12 protein-coding genes are annotated in these 21,838 nt (G+C 40.2%); 5 read left to right on the top strand and 7 right to left on the bottom strand.

The features are described from left to right. Window positions 1–33: 33 nt before the first annotated feature. Window positions 34–456, bottom strand: coding sequence for a hypothetical protein (locus tag K2F45_RS05290; protein ID WP_237241996.1), 423 nt, complete (start codon window positions 454–456; stop codon window positions 34–36). A 618-nt stretch (window positions 457–1,074) separates the two neighbouring features. On the opposite strand from K2F45_RS05290, the gene K2F45_RS05285 reads away from it, so the two are divergent. From K2F45_RS05285 to K2F45_RS05275, 3 genes are all read left to right on the top strand, one after another. Next, window positions 1,075–4,257, top strand: coding sequence for a SusC/RagA family TonB-linked outer membrane protein (locus K2F45_RS05285; protein WP_083663497.1), 3,183 nt, complete (start codon window positions 1,075–1,077; stop codon window positions 4,255–4,257). A gap of 136 nt (window positions 4,258–4,393) precedes the next feature. Beyond that, entirely contained in the window at window positions 4,394–5,941 is a 1,548-nt protein-coding gene (locus K2F45_RS05280) for a SusD/RagB family nutrient-binding outer membrane lipoprotein (RefSeq protein ID WP_075991245.1), read from the top strand. Window positions 5,942–6,042: 101 nt separating this feature from the next. After that, on the top strand, window positions 6,043–6,468 hold the full coding sequence (locus K2F45_RS05275; protein ID WP_075991244.1) for a tetratricopeptide repeat protein: 426 nt from the start codon (window positions 6,043–6,045) through the stop codon (window positions 6,466–6,468). 10 nt (window positions 6,469–6,478) lie between these two features. On the opposite strand, the gene K2F45_RS05270 is transcribed toward K2F45_RS05275, so the two are convergent. Then, window positions 6,479–7,354, bottom strand: a complete 876-nt coding sequence (locus tag K2F45_RS05270) for a glycerophosphodiester phosphodiesterase family protein (protein WP_075994648.1) — start codon at window positions 7,352–7,354, stop codon at window positions 6,479–6,481. A gap of 289 nt (window positions 7,355–7,643) precedes the next feature. Here K2F45_RS05270 and K2F45_RS05265 point away from each other — a divergent pair, with 289 nt between their 5' ends. Both K2F45_RS05265 and K2F45_RS05260 read left to right on the top strand, forming a co-directional pair. After that, a complete protein-coding gene (locus tag K2F45_RS05265) occupies window positions 7,644–9,974 on the top strand; it encodes a TonB-dependent receptor (RefSeq protein WP_075991243.1) in 2,331 nt (776 codons plus the stop codon). Between the two features lies 1 nt (window position 9,975). Then, complete coding sequence (locus tag K2F45_RS05260; RefSeq protein ID WP_075991242.1) at window positions 9,976–11,157, top strand: PepSY-associated TM helix domain-containing protein; 1,182 nt, start codon at window positions 9,976–9,978, stop codon at window positions 11,155–11,157. Window positions 11,158–11,497: 340 nt separating this feature from the next. Here K2F45_RS05260 and K2F45_RS05255 read toward each other — a convergent pair whose 3' ends face one another. From K2F45_RS05255 to K2F45_RS05235, 5 genes are all read right to left on the bottom strand, one after another. Then, a complete protein-coding gene (locus K2F45_RS05255; RefSeq protein ID WP_157625916.1) occupies window positions 11,498–12,982 on the bottom strand; it encodes a RagB/SusD family nutrient uptake outer membrane protein in 1,485 nt (494 codons plus the stop codon). 36 nt (window positions 12,983–13,018) lie between these two features. Continuing rightward, entirely contained in the window at window positions 13,019–16,129 is a 3,111-nt protein-coding gene (locus K2F45_RS05250; RefSeq protein ID WP_075991240.1) for a SusC/RagA family TonB-linked outer membrane protein, read from the bottom strand. Between the two features lie 230 nt (window positions 16,130–16,359). Beyond that, window positions 16,360–17,085: a LytR/AlgR family response regulator transcription factor gene (locus K2F45_RS05245; protein WP_075991239.1), complete on the bottom strand. Its 726-nt coding sequence runs from the start codon at window positions 17,083–17,085 to the stop codon at window positions 16,360–16,362. Window positions 17,086–17,158: 73 nt separating this feature from the next. Continuing rightward, complete coding sequence (locus K2F45_RS05240) at window positions 17,159–18,478, bottom strand: RagB/SusD family nutrient uptake outer membrane protein (protein WP_075991238.1); 1,320 nt, start codon at window positions 18,476–18,478, stop codon at window positions 17,159–17,161. A 21-nt stretch (window positions 18,479–18,499) separates the two neighbouring features. Then, the gene (locus K2F45_RS05235) at window positions 18,500–21,838 is read right to left on the bottom strand and encodes a SusC/RagA family TonB-linked outer membrane protein (protein WP_075991237.1); all 3,339 of its coding nucleotides are present in this window, start codon (window positions 21,836–21,838) and stop codon (window positions 18,500–18,502) included.

Here is a 21,838-nt window from a genome sequence, read left to right as displayed (position 1 = left end):
GAACCTTGCTTATAACAACAATAAAAATGATCATTACAATCTTTCAATATTCGATATCTTACTTTTCATTTCTTCAAGTTCAGCACGCGATAAACGTTGCTTTTCAGAATAGCTATCTGCATGTTGCTCCCGCAATTTGCGTAGATCCTTTCGGCTATCTGCTTCATAATCGTTTAGGTCAAAGGTAACAGAGTCGGTCGTTAAATTGGCGATACGATAAAGCGTACGCATCGTTTTTCCATCTTTTGTATAGGAAACCTCATACACATCACCCACCTTTGGATCTTTCAGGTATTTCTCCTTCTTTTTTGCACCGTAAATTCCTGCTATAACAATAGCAGATACAAAAAGCCCAATCAGAACTAAGCCCGCAAAATATCCAAAAGGTGTTTTACGGATAGCTCCCGAAGATATGGCCTGAAGTGTTTGTGGGTTGATTTCACGTTGGTAACTCAACTTTTTGCAATGATTACAAATGGTAATGACCTCCGAACTATAGAGAAAAACGGGTATCCAAAAAACATGGAAATATTTAATTTGCCTGTAGGCAAAAAGGGATTGAACTGTTCCACAATAATCGCAGTTGCCGATTGCCGATTGCGATTTATTAGCTAAAACTTTTGTTCTTGTGCCAACAAGAATCATCGTGTTAACGTTTTAATTCACTATCATGGAAACACAAGAACATTGCCCTTTCTTATTCGAAAATACAAGGATTTACAATCCGTGCGTTGTCGTTTACGATTCGCACCTACCAATCAATATTCTGACAGGCAACATATTGCAAAGAAAACAAGAAGGTATTCCGAAAAGAAAAAAAACTTGCTGCCCCAGCTACTCCTCACCTATAAAGACCGTATCTTATCATTCTGACTCAAAAATTACAAAAAACAAAAAAACAAAGTATAGTTATCAGGTAGATTTTATATATTTGCATTAACATTTTTTAACACATGAAACAGCATACAGATAATATCCTTAAAAAACGAATGTCCTAAGGGGATGTTTTTACAGGTAAATTTCAAATATCTCCTATAACCCAACTCAAACAATAAACTCACTATTATAATTAGTATGGCAAAAAACAACATAAATTTTGTCGTAATGGCCGCGCTTTGTCTTAGTACTAGCGCACTATACGCACAAACCACTATAAAAGGAAAGGTAGTCGACAACAATAATAATCCTATTCAAGGAGCTACAGTTACCGAAACAAACAGTAAAAAACAGGTTCAAACAGATGTAAATGGACTATTTGAGTTCCCTTCGACCGGAAGCTCACTTAACATCAGCATTCAATATATTGGCTTTGAAACTAAGACTGTTCAAACCAATACTACAGGTTTCACCACGGTTCAACTTCTGCCAACGACTTCTCAACTGGACGAAGTTGTTGTGACGGCCTTAGGTATTTCACGTGAGAAAAAATCACTGGGTTATGCCGTACAGGAGGTCAAATCTGTTGAACTTCAAACGCGGCCTACCAATGCCCTCAGTGCGTTGTCTGGAAAAGTTGCAGGACTTCAAGTAACGACCTCAGGCGGAAACATGGGTGGATCTTCCCATGTTTTGCTTAGAGGTATTAACTCAATCGCGGGAAACAATCAACCTCTATATGTCATTGATGGTACGCCTATTGATAATACCGATTTAAACTCTTCTTCTACTATCAACGGAAGTGCCGGTAAAGATGTTGGTAACATGATACAAGATATCAACCCCGATGATATTGACAACATTTCGGTATTAAAAGGGCCATCTGCTGCTGCTCTTTATGGTTCTAGGGCAGCCAATGGGGTTATACTGATTACGACCAAACGTGCATCAAAGGGTGAAAAAGTAGATATTTCCTTAAATACCGGAGTTGATTTTGAAAATATTGTTCGATTACCCAAAAGACAACATCTCTATGGTCAAGGGTATTCTACAAGCTTCCAGACCCAAAATATCAATGGAACAGACTACAAAATAGTCGATTATGCCGCAGATGAAAGCTGGGGACCAAAACTCGACGGCACGCCAGTACTTCAATGGTATAATCTGAACCCTGAAGATGAGGCCAACTATTTAAATCCGTCTCCGTGGATTTATCCCAAAAATGATGTTAGTTATTTCTTTCGGACAGGTGTATCCAACACCAACAATTTTGCCATAGCTGGCAATAGCGGAAATACAAATTATCGCTTTTCCTACACGAATAAAAATGTAACAGGAACAACACCCAACTCCAGTTTGGGCCGTAATACCTTTAACTTCTCTGGGGGTACACAATTAGGTAAACTGAAGATTAATTCGAATTTTAACTATATCCGTAATGCATCAGTAGGCCGTCCATGGACTGGTGCTTCCAATAGAAATATTATCCTTGAAGCATTCCAATGGGGAGCTGTACAAGTCGATTACAAAATATTGGAAAACTACAAACGTGAAGACGGAACTCCGTTAGCCTGGAACCGAACGGGATGGCAAAATACGCCTGCCGCCGAGGCGACCCGTTTTATTGATAATCCCTATTGGTCCGCCTATGAGTCGTACATGGAGGACAATAGAGATCGTTTCTACGGTAATATCGGTTTACAATATGACTTAAACAATTGGCTAACTTTAGGGGCTAAAGTACATGGAGATATTTATTCATTCCAGTCCCAAGATCGAATTGCGGTTTATTCACGAAGCACTTCTCAATACGAGGAAGCCAACAATAAACTAAATGAATACAACTACGAGTTTTTGGCTACCGCCAAGAAAAACTGGGATAAATTCTCCCTTATCGGGAACATAGGCGCCAATCTTCGTGACCAACAGCGAAAGCAAGACTATGCGATTACACAGGGCGGTTTGATTATTCCTAATTACTACAATCTAAAAAATGCCAATGCAGTTAAAATTGACAACTTCCGATACCATAGACGCATTGCATCAATCTATGGTAGCTTCTCTTTGGGATACAACGATTTTCTGTATTTAGATGGAACGGTACGTAATGACTGGTCATCTACATTGCCGACCAACAACAATTCATTTATATATCCGTCCCTAACAGGTAGTTTTGTTTTTAGCCAACTGGAAGCATTTAAAAAATTGGATTGGCTTAGTTTTGGTAAAATCCGCTTGGGATGGGCTCAAGTCGGAAATGATACAGATCCTTATCAATTGTATAAAGTCTACGAACCCGAGCAATCCTTTGACGGACAAGCGTCCTATGGGCTTCCAAGCACTAAACCAAATGCTAATCTAAAACCTGAAATTACCAGCTCTTGGGAGACAGGCCTAAATCTACAACTATTCAAAAATCGACTAGGATTTGATATAACCTATTACAACAACAATTCGAGGAATCAAATCCTGCCAGTCCCTGTTTCTTCATCATTCGGGTATGCCGGAAAAGTATTCAATGCTGGAAAAATCAATAACAAAGGAATTGAAGTCGTCTTAAATGGTACCCCTATCAAACACGAAAATTTCACTTGGGATGCGACAATCAACTGGGCTAAGAATAAAAACAAAGTCATTAAATTGGATGATCAGGTCAACACTTTGAGCTTAAGCAATTCCTTGGTCGAGCTCGTTGCGCGTGAAGGAGAATCCTATGGCCAATTTTTGGGTTACGACTTTGTCTATGCTCCGGACGGACAACGCGTTGTCCAGGCAGATGGCACCTACATGAAAACATCACAGTTGGTTCCTTTAGGGTCAGTACTGCCCGATTTTACCTTCGGTATCCAAAATACCTTCCGTTACAAAACCTTTAGTCTAGGCTTTTTAGTCTCGGGTCGAGTGGGTGGAAAATTCTTCTCACAAACCTATAAAGTTGGTATGTATTCTGGTATTTTGGATAAGACAGCTGCAAATAATATTCGTGAAACGGGTGTCGTCCTGGATGGAGTTAAGGGAGATGTTGCATTCCATAGTGATGGTTCGTACGATGTGAGTAACATCCAACAGAATACCACTAATATTACTGCACAACAATGGGCGCGCAATGAATATAATGGTCCAACAACATTTTCAATCTTCGATGCAACATATGTTAAATTAAGGGAAGTTACTCTGGGTTACAATTTCAAATTGACTAATCCCAAAATTATCAAAAACATTGGCGTGAATGTATACGGACGTAATCTTTGGAACATTTATACCAAGAGTAAGTATATTGATCCAGAGTTCACATCCAGTGGTGGAAATGTGCAGGGTATTGAAGGTGGAAATATACCTCTTCCAGTTACTTATGGTTTTAATGTTAATCTTAAATTCTAGAAGATGAAACTCATCAAGATTTACTCCATAATGTTAGACCGGATAAATCTGATCGTTCATCAGCTTTTAAAGATACACCAAGTGCAACAGATTCATCGATAATCAGAACAAGCACTTATTAAATAAATATACACAGATGAAAATATCAAACATACTACATACTTCATTCATCGGCCTGTCGCTTATTGCTACTTCGTGCTCCAAATCCACATTTAGCGATATCAATACAGACCCAAATCGACCTGCTTCTGTTACAACGCCAACGATTCTAGTGACCGCCGAAAAACAGCTAGTCAATGCATTACGAAGTGAAGAAGTAAGCCTACGAGGTGCTCAATTATTTGCACAGTATTTCAGTCAGAACATTTATACGGACCAATCTCGTTATCAAATACCAACAAGCTATTCAGACAACTATTGGACTGCGACCTATAAATCGCTTAATAATTTAAATGAAATTATTAAGCTTAATACCAATGAAACCACTAAAGCGATTGCCGCAGCGGGAACAGCTGGTACAAATACCAATCAGATTGCGATAGCAAGAATACTTAAAGCCTACGCTTTCCAATCGCTAACAGATGTTTTTGGTGATATCCCCTATGAATCCTATGGCAATAAAGATGCAGATTTTGAAGCGCTACAGCAGGATCCGGATAACCTAACGCCAAAATATGCAAGTCAAGAGAAAATCTACAAAGACATTCTCAATGAATTACAGCAGGCAGCTGATACATTAGCAAAGTATCCAACAGCCACGACTTTCGGAACAGCTGATATTATTTATAAAGGATCAAATAGTAGCTGGGCAAAATTCGCCAATTCGTTACGTCTACGTGTTGCGAATCGGATAAAAGGCAAAGATGCAGCTTTGGCAACGACACATATCGCCGATGCCATCAAAAAAGGTGTATTCACCTCCAACAATGATAATGCGGTATTTAAATACTCCAAAACATCACCAAATGAAGCACCATTGTTTAGAGCAACGGTAACTGCCAATCGAAAAGACTTTGCAATTTCTAATGTGATTATTGAAACTTTACAGGGCAGTCGTGGCCCCTTTAAAATTGCAGATCCACGTCTGTCAAAATTTGCTAAACAGACAAGCTCAGGAAATGTTTACTACGGCCAACCCTATGGTCTCCCTCTAGCAGCGGGCAATCTATTTCCTGTAGACAAAATATCACTACCGAGTGACATTATCAATGCTGCAGATTACGGGGAAGTACTTGTAGAATATGCGGAAGTTGCTTTCATTTTAGCTGAAAACAACAACTGGGATCAATCTAATTACGAAAAGGGGGTTCGGGCATCTCTTGAAAAATGGTCTGTACCTTCTGATGAGGCAGCAACCTATCTGAGTAAACTTCCTGCTGCGAATAAGGAAAATGTGCTTTCTCAAAAGTACCTAGCACTTTTCAACCAAAGTATCGAATCTTGGTCCGAAATCAGAAGAACAGGGTATCCGTTATTCCTAATCAAGAAAGGTGATATTACATGGACCGGAACAGTAGAAGGCAAACCTGTTACATATACGTTCACTCCTGAGGTAGGCAACACAATCCCAAGCCGTTTGGTATATCCATTAAAAGAACAAAGTACCAATAAGACGAATTATCAAAGTGCACTTTCACGGCAAGGAGATGATGTGATAAGCACCAAATTATGGTGGAATAAATAAACATAGGTATTTCAATCAGCTCACACCTGAGGCTTAGGCTTCAGGTGTTTTTTATTATTATATTTCTTATCTTCGTATAGCACTCTAAAGAATAAAATGTTATGGACGATCAAACATTAGACAGAATAGACCAACTTAGCGAAGAAGGAAACATCCAATGTGATGAAGGCAACTATCAGGCGGCGATCCGGGTGTGGACCGAAGCACTTGATCTAGTCCCTAGTCCACAACATGTTCATGCGGAAAGTCTTTGGCTCGAAGCTTCCATAGGAGATGCCTTTTTCTTACTGGACGATTTTGACAATGCCCTTTCCCATTTTGAAAAGGCAAAACAGAACATTATCGAAAATGCCTACGAAAACCCTTTTATCATGCTACGCTTAGGACAGTGCTATTTGGAAGACAACAATAGCGAGTCTGCCCAGGAATATCTTCTCCGCGCCTATATGATGGAAGGAAGAGACATTTTCGAAGATGAATCGCCTAAGTATCTTAAATTTTTAGATGACAATATCAATTTGGATTGATCATAATCCGTTAAAACGAATCGATTACTTCACCAACTTCCATAGGGAGATCCGACTCAAGAATGGAGGCTCCTTCCGCAAATATGGCCCTATACTTTTCGGCGCGTTCTGCCTTTGTCTTCAACTTATCGTAGGTAGACGCCGCTGAAATCATGCACATCACACCTTTGTTGTTGAAGAATTGGTACATCGCCTGATTGGAATCCTTTAGTTCTGGCCCAATATAGACAATCATACGGTCGTAGGATAATCCAGAAGATTTAAATTTTTCCAATGCAGCCTGATCTTTAATATGCATGGACATATACTGTTCTGGATTCTGCGCCAAATAAAACGCTGCCTGTTCAGTATTATGTACCGTAACCCATACCCAACTGTAGGCATTGTATTTTTTTAGTATTGCTGCTGTGGCCGCCAATGGCAAGTCTTTCTTATCTAAGTTCAGAATGGTTTTACCTTTTGCCCATTGAATGACTTCATCAAGTGTGTTAATACCATACCGGGTAATATTTCCAGCCTGATCCTTTAATTTCAGCTTACGCAGTTCATCCCAGGTATAGTCAGATACTTTTCCTTTTCCATTTGTGGTTCTATCCAATGTCGCATCGTGCATCAAAATAGCAACACTATCCTTGGTGTAACGCGGATCGATTTCAAAAATAGCCGGTGTTTTTCGTAATACGGCTTCAAATGCCGCAATCGAATTTTCAGGAAGTCCAGCCTCCATCGTTCCCCGATGACCACTTACAATTTTTTTATCTTTAGCATAGGTAAAATAATCACGCATCGCCTTTGGAGAAGCAAACTCAAGTGAATGGATTTTTTGTCCGACGACTACTGAATACGACGAAACAAAAAGAAAAAAAGCGAAAAATGTTCTACTCATTAATTTATAATTACGTTCAAATATATAAGCTTGAGCCACAAAAAATAACATCCTAAATTAATCAACCAAGATCAATAAATCGTTAACAAAACATCCAGTCCATATCAACCACCAATCCACGTATAAACATAAGCTTAAGGAATCAAACTTTTACTGCAATATCAAATCCTCCTGAAAATCACGGTATACCATCTCTAAAAATTAAAAAAAAATATCATATAGCTGTTGGCACAACTATAAAATAAACTATATTTGCGCATTAATTTATATTTGATCTAAATAAATTACCATGAAAAACAGAACACGATATATGATGTTCAGCAGTGGAATTCTTTTGCTTTTAAGTACTCAGCTACATGCACAAGAATTATCCCTTATCGTAAAAGACAGAGACAATAAACCATTAAGCCAAGCGAATATCAAAGTTGACGGAAAAAGCGTCGGCTATTCTAATCAACTTGGACAATTCATTTTTGCCAAAAGACCTTTGAATAATCCGATTCAATTGCGGGTATCATATACAGGCTTTTCAACGGTTGAAAAAATGGTCAATTTAGATACCGTTCAACGTCCATTGTCAGTTCAGCTTAATTCTACCCAAGTGTTAGATGAGATTATCGTAACAGCGGGACGTAAGCCGGAAAGCATCTCCACTGTCCCTTCTTCAGTAACGATCTTAACCACAAAAGAAATTGAGGCTCAAAGCCAAATCAGCACCAATCTTTCAACAATTTTAGGGAATACTGTTCCCGGTCTTGGAACATCGACCAATAAAGCGACAAACTCCGGACAAACACTTCGTGGGAGATCTGTGCTTGTTTTGATCGACGGTATTCCACAATCAACGCCTTTGATGAATGGACAACGTGATCTTCGGACCATTGACCCGAGTGTCATTGAGCGAGTTGAGGTTATCAAAGGTGCCACATCCATCTATGGAAATGGCTCCGCAGGTGGTATTATCAACTACATTACACGCAATCCATCGAAAGACGCTGCTCCGATACAAGGGATCACAAGTGTTAGAACTACTTTCAATCCAGTTCATAGCGCCGGCACCATGGGCTATCGCATAGGACAAACTTTATACGGACAAAAAAACAGATGGAATTATACCGTCAGTGGATCCGCCGATTACGTTGGCCTGCAACGCGATGGCGACGGGGTTCCCCTTGGTCAGACAGACGGTCTTTCGAACACCTATCAATACAATGCATTTCTAAAAGCAGGGTACCGTATCGATAGCAGTTCCAATATTACGGCAGTATACAACTTCTACAGAAGTAACCAACACAATAGATACATCAGCCAAACAGGTGTATATGGTCAAACGCCAACGATAGGCGTGAAAGGCGAAGATCCAGGTAAACCTGCTGGAACTCCATATAACCACAATGCCATGTTGACCTATACTAAAAGTAATCTATTCGCGTCGACATCTTTAACTGCTTCTGCATACTACAATACATTTCGATCCATGAACCGTTATGTTGAGAAAGCTTCTGCCTGGTATGGTCCAGGACAAACTCAGATCAATTCGGAGAAAAAAGGCTTACGCGTTAACTTAAACACACCTTTTCAGGTATTGGGTTCAAATGCAGATATCACCTATGGTGTAGATTTACTAAATGATGTAACAGATCAAAATCTGACCGACGGCAGGGTCTATATTCCCTATATGAACATGTTAAACGTTGCTCCATACGCCCAAGTAAAAATTGATTTCCTAGAAAACTTAATCTTTAAAGGCGGTGTACGTTATGAAAATGCAACAGTCAAAATAAAGGATTTCAATACCATTGCTACAGGGCCCAACAACGAAGGAAGTATTGCCGTAAAAGGAGGTAATATCCCCTACAAAGGTGCGACCTTCAATGCAGGTTTGCGTTACAACAAATTCGCGATCTTTAATCCCTTCGTAAGTTTCTCACAAGGTTTCGCAATCAATGAACTCGGCCGTATTGTACGTCGTGCAACAGATAATGATTTAGATAGCCTAAAAACCGACCCTATTATCACTAATAATTACGAAATCGGATTCTCAAGCAATTACAGCATTTTCCAGCTATCAGCATCTTATTACTACAGTACTTCCAAAATGGGCGTTGAACTGGTGGACATTGGTGGTTACCTGATGCCACAACGCCTTCCAGAAGATGTGTATGGGTACGAAATTGCATTGAGCGCTAATATTTCGCCTCAATTGACCATCGGTGGAACCTATGCCTATGTGGAAGGAAAGTCAAAAAAAGACGATGGATCAAAATCCTACCTCAATGGCTCACGTATCTCGCCAGATAAAGCAACGGGATATATCTACTATACTCCGATCAAACCCTTAACCTTTCAGCTTTTTTGGGTGCATACCGGATCCCGGGATCGCTTTCTTCCAAACGATAAAGGCGTATACAAAAACAGCGAAGGCCCCGTTAAGACTGTTGATCTATTTAACTTAAATGGAAATTACCAAGTAAACAAACAATGGTCTATCGGCATGGGGGTAGAGAACTTATTCAATAAAAACTATTACCCTGTTGTCAGTCAATATCGTGCCTTAAATGAAGAATACGTCAAAGGACAAGGTATGCTGGCCTCATTTAACATCAACTACAAATTCTAATATGTTTAAAACTGTCATTCTTTGGTTGCATAAATGGCTCGGAATCATCACCGGAGTTGTGGTATTCATCCTAAGCCTGACGGGCAGCATATACACCTTTCAGGATGAGCTCAAGCTCTGGGCTTATCCTGAAAAATATTTTATCTCCGATACAACCAACCACTCCAAAACTCCACTACCATTAAGTACACTTCTTTACAGCGCACAGAAAAGCCTCGAAAAAAATCAAAAAATCACGCGGGTTGATCTCTATCCTTCGAAGAATCGTACCTGGGTATTTCGTGCCATAAAAACGGACGAAAAAGCATTTGGCCATTGGAATTATTACCGCTATTACAAACGCGTTTTCATCAATCCATATACTGGTCAAGTACAGCAAGTAGAAAATTCAAAAACAGAATTCTTTCAACTGGTGCTTCAGCTTCACCTAAACCTCCTCTTGGGCAAGCAATATGGCCATCCTATCGTCGCCTGGTCAACGGCCATTTTTATCCTTATCTTACTCAGTGGCATCGTTCTTTGGTGGCCAAAAAAATGGAAGAGCAAGAATCTCAAGCGCAGTTTTTGGTTAGATACCAAAGTAAAATGGAAACGACTGAACCACGACCTCCACAATGTCATCGGATTTTACAGTTTATTTATCGGATTGATTTTTGCCATTACGGGGCTCGCTTTTGCTTTTCCGGATTTCAAAAAGACCTATATCGCAACATTCAATTTATTGCAGTCGCCAACAGCTTCTTCCACACGCAGCTCCCCTATACCCTTGCCCGCTGTGGAAAAGAAATTTCAGGACAATGCGCTGCGGTATGCCTTGACAAATTATCCGGATGCTGAAATGATGTCGATCCGACTAAAAAAAGAAACCGAAACAGCAATGGATATACAGGTGAGACATCATGAAAAACGAAGCGGTGTATTTGATTGGCTTTATTATAATAAAGAAGACAGCAGTCTTACGGCAGTCAAATCCAGCAACGAATTGCAGTATGGGGATAAGCTCGGTGCACTTAACTATGATATTCATACCGGTGGCATCGGTGGACTCACAACAAAAATTATCGCTTGCCTAGCTAGTCTCTTTTGTGCTTCCTTGCCCATCACAGGATATATCATCTGGATGAACAAAAGCAAAAAGAAGAAAAAGAAAGGTTATCAACATAATGTTAATAAGTACTGTTAATAACTGCATTTTTCTTTTAAACAGGTTTTCAACAGCGTTATTAACATAATGTGGAAAACTAACCCTTACCCTATTTACCGACACCATCTCTTGTGCAATTTATAGGAATGCGATACACCATCTGAAAAAACAACATACAAGACAAAAAGACGACAGTCTTTAAAACGAGAAGATCCCAACGCTAAGCCGCGCAAACAGGGCAACACTAAAAAAAGGAAGCATTCTTCAACAAAAGGAAGCAAAGCACACAGCCAAAAAAGAAAGTCGCGTGAGAAAAAAAGAAAATCCGATACACAGAAGTGCACCGGATCTCTTCAATAACAAACCAACAACTAACATACTAAAGATTCGGATTTCGCACCGTCTCTTCGTATGGTATAGCAAACAAATAATAAGGACTGTTTTCTACAAAATTAGAACCATCAGGAAATTTAATAACCCGGTGCCCTTGACCATTAACCAGCTTAGGCTTACCGTCTGCACCCACAATTTCTACTTGAATAGGTTTTCCCTCAGCATCAAGATAGGATTTACGCACAACCTTTCCCTGAGTCCGAAGAATATCCGACAAAGCAAATCCTTCACCCCAAAGTTCCTTGCGTCTTTCAACAAGAATGGCAGCAATTAATTGTCCATTATCATTTCCTGAAAACAGCTTAGCGTTTCTAGCCGTCCGTAATTTATTCAGCGCTGCTACCGCTTTATCGTTTTCACCAGCTCTTGCATAACCTTCAGCCGCAATCAAAACCATTTCAGAAGCACGCATGTATACAATATCTCCAATTAAATTGGACTTAAACTTAAACTTCTTATACCGTAGGAAACCTTCCCGACCAGGTAAATTATCCCATTCAAATAAAGCGTAACGCACATCACTGGTATCGAATAAATCTTTAAAATAAGGATCGGCCATAAAACTATAGTAATAAGATCCAGCTGACGACACATCCAAATAATGAAATGTATAACTTGCCACATTTTGCTCGTTAGTCTGCTGATGTCCCCAAATCCACTCGCTATTTCCAAGATCATTAAAACCTGCCTGATAATCTGACGGAGTCATTAAATTATACTTCTGAGCTGCTTTTTCAGCATATTCAGCGGCTAGCTTCCATTCGCCTACCTGCAAATAGGTTCTCGCAAGCAGACCATACACGACATCCGCATTGATTTCGTATTTATCCGCTCTACTAGCAGAAGCCAACAAGCTTTCACTGTCTTTGAGATCTTTCAAGATAAGTTCATACACTTCTTCCTGTGTTGACCTTGATTTTCCTTCAGTCGACAATGTACTGGGTTCGGTATAGATCGGAACAGACTTGGCATTTTTATCTTTCAGATAACTGAACTGGTAAAAAGTCGCCAGGTTTAGATAAGAAAACGCGCGCAATGCTTTCGCTCTTCCCTTCAATACATTCTTGGTTTCGACAGATCCCTCAGCTCCATCCACTTTCGCGATCACATTATTCATATTATCGATCACTTTATACAGCATTATCCAAAAAGAATTAACGCGATTAGAACGATTGTTTGTTAATTCGGTAAATGCATACGCATCGCGATAACCATATTTGGTCGTCACCGCAACATCACTTCCCATTGCATCACTTGTACGCATTACCGCCGTATAACCTGGATTGGCATAAGTAAAATAGGTATCATTTAAATACCTCCAGGTACCATTGATCACCGTAGCAACATTGTCGGTATTTTTAAACACTTCACCTTCCGGCACAGAAGTGGTCGGATCCAACTCAAGCGCATCCTTACATGATGCATTCACTAGAGAGAGCGCCAATATGATATATATAATTTTTAGTTTCATGATTTTCATTTAAATTCTCAGATTAACAATAAGGCATTAAAAAACAAGCTGAATACCACCAGAGATTGTTCGCATTGCCGGATAGCGAAAATAGGTCGCCCCATTCACCGTCTGTTCTGGATCCATTCCTTGATGACCATAAAATGTCAATAGATTTTCGGCAGTTGCAAAGACACGAAGTTTTTCTACACCTATCCGCTTCAATAAATCCGAAGGTAATCTATAGCCCAAACTCACATTTTTAAGGCGTGCATAAGTGCCACTGTAAAGAAAACGTGTGGACGAAGAAGTCCAATTCAAGTTATCTGTTGTCAATTTAGGCACATCGGTCTGCGTATGCTCAGGCGTCCAGCGCTCGAGGATCTCCTTGGACCAAGCACGTCCCGGATTATTACCGCTATGCATAAGCTGAATATAATCGTTATCTAATATCTGTCCACCCAAACTAAAACTCAACAAAGCAGACAAATCAAAATTTTTGTAAGTGAAACTGTTTTGAATCCCACCGACAAGATCTGGCAATGAAGTCCCGGCAATAAAATTACCGGCCTTACTGTATTCCGAAGTTTTTTCACCTGTTTTATTACCGTCCTTATCAGCGGTATACCATTGAGGCAGACCGTTATCTGGATTTACTCCAGCCCATTCCGGCAGATAAAAATCATAGATACTTCCGCCTACACGCAAAAGCTTATTCCCCGTAATGATCGGTTTGTTATCTTTTGGCAAAGCTGTAATCTTGTTTTTGTAATGCGAAAGATTGACGTCTAAATTCCATTTAAAATTTTCATTTCGAACCGGGACAGTACGAATATCCACGTCGATACCGGTATTTTTCAGCGCTCCAATATTTGCATCATAGCCCGTATAGCCTGTTGAATAAGCCATCGGCATGGTGAACAGCAAATCCTTACTCCGACGGTTAAAGTACTCCACACTCAATGAAACCCGGTTTTCAAATGCAGATACATCGACACCTACGTTCAAATTGAGGTTCGACTCCCATTTTAGATCTGGTGTAGCCAACCTACCGGTATACGTTCCGCCTTTACCCAAACTATTTGCAATGGTATAAAGTCCTTTATAAGCATAATAGGTACCTAAATTATCGTTTCCTTGTCCACCATAACTTGCTCTTACCGTCAGCTGATCAATCGTTGTGTTATCCTTCAAAAATTCTTCCTGTTTCAGCTTCCAAGATCCACCCACAGACCAGAATGTTCCCCAACGTTTTGCTGGCGAAAAGCGCGACGAACCATCAGTACGTAACGAAGTCGATAAATAATATTTGTTATCATAATTATACTCCGCTCTTCCCAAGAAACTCAATAGCCTATACCCAGCACTTGATCCCGTGAAGTTATTGAGTTGTGATGCCGCAGCAGGTTCATCAAAGTAAGGGAGCACAAATTGCTGTCTGCTACCGTTGATATTGCTACTATTAAAATCATAGTATTCCTGACCGGCCAATACATTGAGGTAATGTAAGCCAAACTGCTTCTCATAAGTCAATAAATTGTTCCAGGTCTGCGCTACGGTACGCACATTTGAACGATAAACATACCCGCCCGTATTCACACCGTCTCCCAACAAAGGATTGGTATAGTCGTGTGTATTCCCGTTGATATAATCAACATTATATGTCGACTTAAATTTTAAATTTTTGGAAAACAACACTTCCAGATAAGTCCGGGCAGATAGATTTTCCCGACGGATATCATTTCTGTCCAAAGGAAGAGAAGCAGCTAAATTATTACGTGGTGTTGCACCACTTGGACGATATTCTCCAAAATCGTAAATCTTATTTCCGGCTCCATCAAGCACAAATGAACCATCCGCATTGCGCTCATAGTATGGATAAAAAGATGGCACCAGTCTCGTAAAATTTATAATGTTTGCCGTATTGCTGTCCTCAGACTGCGGATATTTTTGTTGTGTACTGCTACCACCTATATTGAGACCGACATTTAACCAGGATTTCACTTTGCTGTCAAGATTTGCGCGCAGGTTGTACCTTTTAAATCCAGATTCAATCGCTATCCCCTGATCGTTCAGATAACCACCCGAAATATAATAGGTGCTTTTGGCACTACCACCACTAAACCCTAGATCTGCTTGTGTACGCACTCCCGTACGTTGCAATACGTCGGTCCATGGATCATCCCATAGTGTCTTAGCTCCGGCAACCAACTTACCATCTACTCCGACCGGCTGCGGGTATTGACTGCCATACGGATTGATATTTAAATCTGTCAATACGGTCTTACTTGCGTTGGACGCCGCTTGCTCTGCTGTAAGGCCATTTGACAGGTTTTTGTTTCTCAAAGCTTCCCAATAGAGCTGAAAATATTCATCGGTCGATACCTGGTCATAGTCACGAACTGCACGGGTTGAATAGCCCTGTGTAAAATTGAGATTAATCTTGGTGTTGTCGGAAGACACACCAGACTTAGTAGTAATAATAATCACACCATTCGCCCCTCTGGATCCGTAAAGTGCACTTGATGCTGCATCTTTTAAAACAGAGATAGACTGAATGTCATTCGGATTGATGGAGTTAATATCCCCGGCATAAGGACTACCATCCAACACGATCAGAGGTGAACTGGAGGCATTAATGGAGCCGATACCCCTAATACGGATGGCTGCTTCAGTACCTGGCTGTCCCGAGGACGCTACGGACTGTAAGCCCGGTACCTGTCCCTCCAGGGCCTTCGTAATATTTGATACCTGTCTATTTTCAATAGCTTTGCTGCTCACCGTACTGACCGACCCCGTTATGTTTGTACGTTTGGCAGTACCGTAAGCCACCACCACCACTTCTTCCAGATCTGTACTGGAGGGTTTCAAGGACAATGTTAAGTTTGTACTTGTTGCTTTTAGCTGTTGAGATTCATAACCTACAAAAGAAAACTCCAATACAGGTAATACGTCACCTGTGACATTGATTGTAAACTCTCCTTTTGAATTCGTTAAGGTTCCTTGATTTTGCCCCGAAATGCGAACATTTACTCCAGGAAGTAGGTGACCGGTATTGGCATCAACAACTTTTCCTTGTATAGCCCGCTGCTGAGCATACAACCTGTTCATATTGACACCTGATAATGCTATCGCAGCAATAGGAATGTATTTAAGTTTTGCGTACATCGTAAGAATGCTTTACTAAATAAGTTAAGTGTGATTAAATACAAAAAACACAGTGGCTCCTTGCATTCCAATAAAATCTACTGAATAAGTAGTTTTTATTGGAACGCAAATATATAACAAAATCTATTGAATTAATAGATTTTGTTTCGCTAAAACACAAAACACTATAAATAAAGTACTTAAAATTAAAAACTAAGCTTATAAAAGTCATTTAGTAAGCTAACTTACTATTATTGATCAAGCCATTTTTGAAACTTCGGAGATCGTTCCTCACTAACAATGACTACAATTCCCGCTGGAGTTGAGGGCATTAACGCTAATTTGATTCTATTTCGACTAATTTTTAACATGGATTGAATCGCATCTATTCGAACAAGAAATTTACGATTGATCTGGAAAAAAACTGTTGGATCTACCTGTGTAACGAGATGAGTGATGGTATCTTCAATAATATATGCAATTCCAGATCCTTTTTCTACAGCATACAACTCTTTGTCTTCTGCCATAAAATAAGCAATATCAGCAATGGCCAGCGACTTTAAAAAATTACCATATTTCACTAAAAAACGCTGTTTGAGCCGAGGTTCTACTTTAGGTAGCAGCGGTTCGATACGTTTCATGACCTCAGTCAACTCGTCGCTGTCGAAAGGTTTTAACAAATAGGCATACCCTCTATTTTGGAAGGCCTCCAAGGCATATTGTTCGTAAGCCGTCGTAAAAATAAGCGGCACATCGATAGATACCTGCTTAAAAATTTCAAAGCTCAGCCCATCCATCAGGTGGATATCCATAAAAATCAGATCGAATTGATTTCTATTGATTGTCACCACCGCTTCCTGAACCTCTTTTGCATTGGTAAAGGTCAGTTCACTTTCTCCATAGCGCGCAGTCAACATCTCCTTTAAGCCTACAAAAGCCCAGTCTTCGTCTTCGACAATCAGTATTTTCCATCCCATGGGTTGAATGTAATAAAAAATCCATTTCCTAAAAAGAAAATGGATTAATATATATAGGATTTAAAAAAATAGATTATTTCAACAGATCGGGATTATTATTGATTGCTTCCTGTGGATAACGTATCACATAACGAGGATCGTTCTGCTGCAGTGTTACCGTTCTGCCGAAACTACTGTGTGTGATCGCCGGTCTTGTCGTCCGTTTTAGATCATACCACCGTAATCCCTCTAGCGCCAGTTCACGCTTGCGTTCCAGCAGAACCGCATCTAGTAATTGCTCCTTTGACAAACCTGCGTCAGCCTTAGTTTCTTTGGCATAGGCATCTGCGGTAAATCTGTTTTTCTTTAAAGCAGACAGATATTTTAATGCTTCTGCTGTATTTCCCAGACGAACATAACATTCGGCCAACGTCAAATAAAGATCAGCATTTCTAAAACTCACATTAAAACGGTTGTCCCCACCTTTGAGGGATACATAATCGCCCCCACTTTTTTGGAAGTAACGACCTTTTCTCAAATCGCCTGCAGAATAACTGTCTAACAAGGCCGGTGAAATAAAGGAACTTGTACGTACTCCAGGAACAGATACTTTTTCCAAAGCCATAATCATCTCCGCTGATTCAAAATCATTCGGAAGTAGGCTTCCAGCAGCATTGAGATCAACCAATTTGTCATTTATAACCAAAGCTTTTTTAGCGGCATCAATTGCTTCTTGCCACTCACCGCGATATAAATGAACGCGTGAGGCCATGGCAAAAGCAGCGCGTTTGCTAAAGCGATAATTAACACCTTTTGCCTGATCATCCACAGTCAGTAAAGCTGTCCCTTTTCCCATATCAGCCAGGATCTGCGCATAAGACTCTCCAATGGTCGCAGGTACAAAACGTTGTTCCAGGTCAATCTTTGTCGATAAAGGAACGCCCCGAAGCCCTGCATTACTCGCCGAATAGACCTCGCTGTAGAGATTTAATAACTCAAAATGAGCATAAGCACGCATCAGATAAGCTTCTCCTTTGATTTGGTCCACTGCTGCATTGCTAGCCAACTTTTCATCGATTGTACTAATGACCTGATTGGTATAAAAAATACTACTATAAAATGTCAGATAGGGATAAGCAATTGTTGTCGGATCAGGATTTTGATCGTTCCAAAGATAAATATCTTTGGTTCTAGCGGCATCAGTCGAACTTTCATCCAACAATAGCTCATCTGTCCGCAAGGACAAATAGGACTTATGTGCAGGAAAGTTTGCATAACTGCTTGTCATTAAACCTCTAAAATCACTTTCCGAAGTAGGGATAACCGTCCCTACCGGTTTTATATCTAAATATTTATCGCAGGAATTCAATGCACTGGCTGCCATGATCATTCCAAAATAAACTATCTTTTTCATGTTATAAATCAATTAAAAGAATTAAAAACTCGCTGACAGACCGAAGGCAAAAGACTTGCTGATCGGTTGTGCATAATAATTACCGTAAGTTTCAGGATCAAAATATCCGTCATAATTTGCTCCAAAGACAAATAGGTTACGTCCTTCTACATTCACGCGTAAATTGCTTGTACCAATTTTTTTACTTAATGCAGCAGGGAGTGTATAACCTAAACGAATGCTATTGATGCGGACATAGCTCATTTTCTTTGCCCAGATATCATAGAGATTGAATGATTTAATTGGATCATTGCTTTCCAACCAAGCATAGGCCATCCAGCGATCATTGAATTCAGAACTTATGCTTCCCAAAGCAGGCATATTACCACCCTCTTGCAGTGCCTTCAAAAGATCTGTTGTATAATTCTGACCACGGTCTACCAGAGCCGGATTATAAGTCGGTGTACGGCTTACCCAACGCTCCAAATTAAACACAGCAGAGATTGCGAGATCAAAATTAGCATAACGGAAACGGTTGGTCATTCCGCCGATAAACTTCGGATCTTTACTACCCTTGTATTTAAATTTAGAACGGTATTCTGCAGCGGTCATATCGGTTTGCGAAATATAACCTGGCAAAAACTCCGCCCATGGATCATATAATCCAAAAAACTGTTCAAAGCTCGAAACGGATCCATCCTGATTTCTGAACTGCATCACCCCATCTTTATCCAAACCAGCCGTTTCCAATACGTATAGGCCATTAATTGGACGCCCTTCCTGTGTTTCAAGCGCATAGGCTTTTGGATCAGCGAGTACTTTTAATAATTTATTACTATTGTGTGCAATATTAAAGTCCGTTGACCAGGAGAATTTATCCGTTTGGATCTGACGGCTTGATATCGTCAATTCCACGCCTTGGTTTCTTGCTGAGGCCCAATTAACTTTTACGTTTTGGAAACCGTTTTCCAAAGGTATTGCACTATAATCGATTAAGTCGGTACTCTTTCTGTTATAATAATCAACCGTAATATTTAATCTGTTTTTCCATAGGCCTAAATCAATCCCAGCATTATAAGATTGGGTCTTTTCCCAGCGAAGTTTATCATTAGCAGGCATCTCAACAAATACAGTTCCTTCATTATTTCCTGGCAACATGGTAATGTTATTATAAAAACCAACAATAAAAGGATAAGTATTGCGATCAATATTTCCTTGCGTACCGTAAGACGCGCGCACTCGGAGATCAGACAAAGCGGTTTTTCCTTTAATAAACTCTTCCTCTAGCACATTCCATGATCCCGAAACAGACCAAATCGGTAGAAAACGATATTTGGGATCAACACCAAACATATTAGAACCATCTTGTCGAATACTTGCATATACATTGTATTTCCGATCAAAAGTATAGGTCGCATTCCCATAGAACGAGGCATATGAGCTTTCTACAAATCCTTTTTTATACTGTACAAACCTTGAGTCATTTTGGTAGTTGCTATTTGGAAAAACAAGTGTTTGCGTCGTCAATGTTGCCGGATTGTACCCGAATCCCTTCGTTGTTACGATTTCACTCTTGCTCCGTCTCAGTTCCGTTCCTCCCATCAATTCCAGCTCATGGCGATCGTTCCAGGTTTTGTTGTACTTTAAATAAGTTTTCCAATTGTATTGGAAAACGCTATTATTGGAATTTTCTATTGTCCCACCAGTAGGCAAAAAATACTTATTTGTCTTGCTGGCGGCATCGTAGTAGCGGGTCGCAGCACGCAATTTTCGGGTGTTATAACTTTCCTGATCTGCAAATTTTTCAGTTTTATTTTCATCAAATTGCAAACCAAGCTCTGTTCTCAGGGATAACTGTGGTAAAATAGCGTATTCCAAATAACTGATTGCTTTCAGTGCTTTATTTGTTAACGTGTATTTGGTATTATCACGCTCTTCAATTGCGTTAAATGGGATATAAGTATCTCTTTCAAAGCCCTCGATATCTGGATCATAGTTAAATTTCCCAGATTGATCATAAACTGAAAGATATGGATTAACCGAACGCACATAATAACTTGGGTTCGTGAAAGCATCACGATCCTGAATCGGATTTTGTCTATTCGAAACTGATCCTAATATATTAATACCAGCTTTAAACCGATCGTTGATTGTAAAATCGTTATTTAATGTCAATGAATAACGACGAAGATCTACCGCTTTTGTAGCACCTTTTTCATCGTACAAACCTGTTGACAAATAATAGCGATGCCCATCATTACCGCCTGAAATAGACGCGGAATACTGTTGATTGACCGCCTGACGGTATAATTCATTCCCCCAATTCGTTTGTTGCGTGCGCAATTGACTGATCGACTGCTGTACTTCCGGTGATAAAGCTGCTAAACCACCGGTGCGATAAGCATCCAATGCATTTGCTTTATTTAGTATCCGCATAACAGCGCCCTTATCCGTACGATAATTGAGATCCGTACGATTGGCCATCAATAACTCAAAATTCACTTTTTCATTAGCATCCATCAGATTGAGTTTACCGAAATCCGGACGTTGCGTCACAAAGGTATTTGCTGACACCTGCAATTTTGCGGGACCAGATTTACCTCTTTTTGTGGTAATCACAATGACCCCATTTGCGGCCCGGGCACCATAAATTGAAGTCGCCGCAGCATCTTTTAAAACGGTAATATCGGCGATATCATCGGGATTGATGCCTGCAATAGGAAGATTTGTCAAGCTATTAAGATCATCTTTCTCTATTCGGTTTGGCATTGCCGTACCTTCAATCGGCAGTCCGTCAATCACCCATAAGGGATCTTGTGTGCCATTGAGTGATACAGTACCACGAATACGGATCTGTGGAGCACTATTGGGGCCGCCATTAAAATTGCTCAACTGCAAACCTGCCACCTGACCAGCAAGCATTTCATCGATCGATGCAACCCCCGTCTGTTTGATGTCCGCTACATTGATTTTATTGTAAGCCGTCGTATTCTTACGTTTTTTGATATCCGTATAACCTGTTACGATCACTTCATCCAAGGACTCACCACTTGGCTGAAGCAAGATTGTTTTATGATCCTGAAATACCGGCACCTGAATACGCTGGTACCCGACATAGCTAATCGTTACATATTTTAAATTACTAGGCACTTTTAAGCGAAATTCACCAGCGGCATCGGTCAATGAACCCAATGCCGACTGCTGCACCTGATTAGGTACACCGATATCTTCTGCTACTGCCGAACTTTCAACGACAACCGTCGCCCCTACGACTGGTTTTAACGTGACCGCATCCAAAACCTTTCCTTTCAGTTCCCTGGATTCCTGCGCATGCGCAACGTGCACACACATGAAGGTCAACGGTATTAAAAACTTATTCAT

Source organism: Sphingobacterium siyangense (assembly GCF_023277505.1).
Lineage (GTDB): Bacteria > Bacteroidota > Bacteroidia > Sphingobacteriales > Sphingobacteriaceae > Sphingobacterium > Sphingobacterium siyangense.
This window is presented reverse-complemented; position numbering and strand designations above follow the sequence as displayed.

What these genes read in the sequence shown, in the direction of transcription:
- K2F45_RS05235 (WP_075991237.1), bottom strand. Translation starts at nt 21,838, where the DNA reads ATGAATAAGTTTTTAATACCGTTGACCTTCATGTGTGTGCACGTTGCG.
- K2F45_RS05285 (WP_083663497.1), top strand. Translation starts at nt 1,075, where the DNA reads ATGGCAAAAAACAACATAAATTTTGTCGTAATGGCCGCGCTTTGTCTT.
- K2F45_RS05255 (WP_157625916.1), bottom strand. Translation starts at nt 12,982, where the DNA reads ATGAAACTAAAAATTATATATATCATATTGGCGCTCTCTCTAGTGAAT.
- K2F45_RS05280 (WP_075991245.1), top strand. Translation starts at nt 4,394, where the DNA reads ATGAAAATATCAAACATACTACATACTTCATTCATCGGCCTGTCGCTT.
- K2F45_RS05270 (WP_075994648.1), bottom strand. Translation starts at nt 7,354, where the DNA reads ATGAGTAGAACATTTTTCGCTTTTTTTCTTTTTGTTTCGTCGTATTCA.
- K2F45_RS05275 (WP_075991244.1), top strand. Translation starts at nt 6,043, where the DNA reads ATGGACGATCAAACATTAGACAGAATAGACCAACTTAGCGAAGAAGGA.
- K2F45_RS05250 (WP_075991240.1), bottom strand. Translation starts at nt 16,129, where the DNA reads ATGTACGCAAAACTTAAATACATTCCTATTGCTGCGATAGCATTATCA.
- K2F45_RS05265 (WP_075991243.1), top strand. Translation starts at nt 7,644, where the DNA reads ATGAAAAACAGAACACGATATATGATGTTCAGCAGTGGAATTCTTTTG.
- K2F45_RS05260 (WP_075991242.1), top strand. Translation starts at nt 9,976, where the DNA reads ATGTTTAAAACTGTCATTCTTTGGTTGCATAAATGGCTCGGAATCATC.
- K2F45_RS05245 (WP_075991239.1), bottom strand. Translation starts at nt 17,085, where the DNA reads ATGGGATGGAAAATACTGATTGTCGAAGACGAAGACTGGGCTTTTGTA.
- K2F45_RS05240 (WP_075991238.1), bottom strand. Translation starts at nt 18,478, where the DNA reads ATGAAAAAGATAGTTTATTTTGGAATGATCATGGCAGCCAGTGCATTG.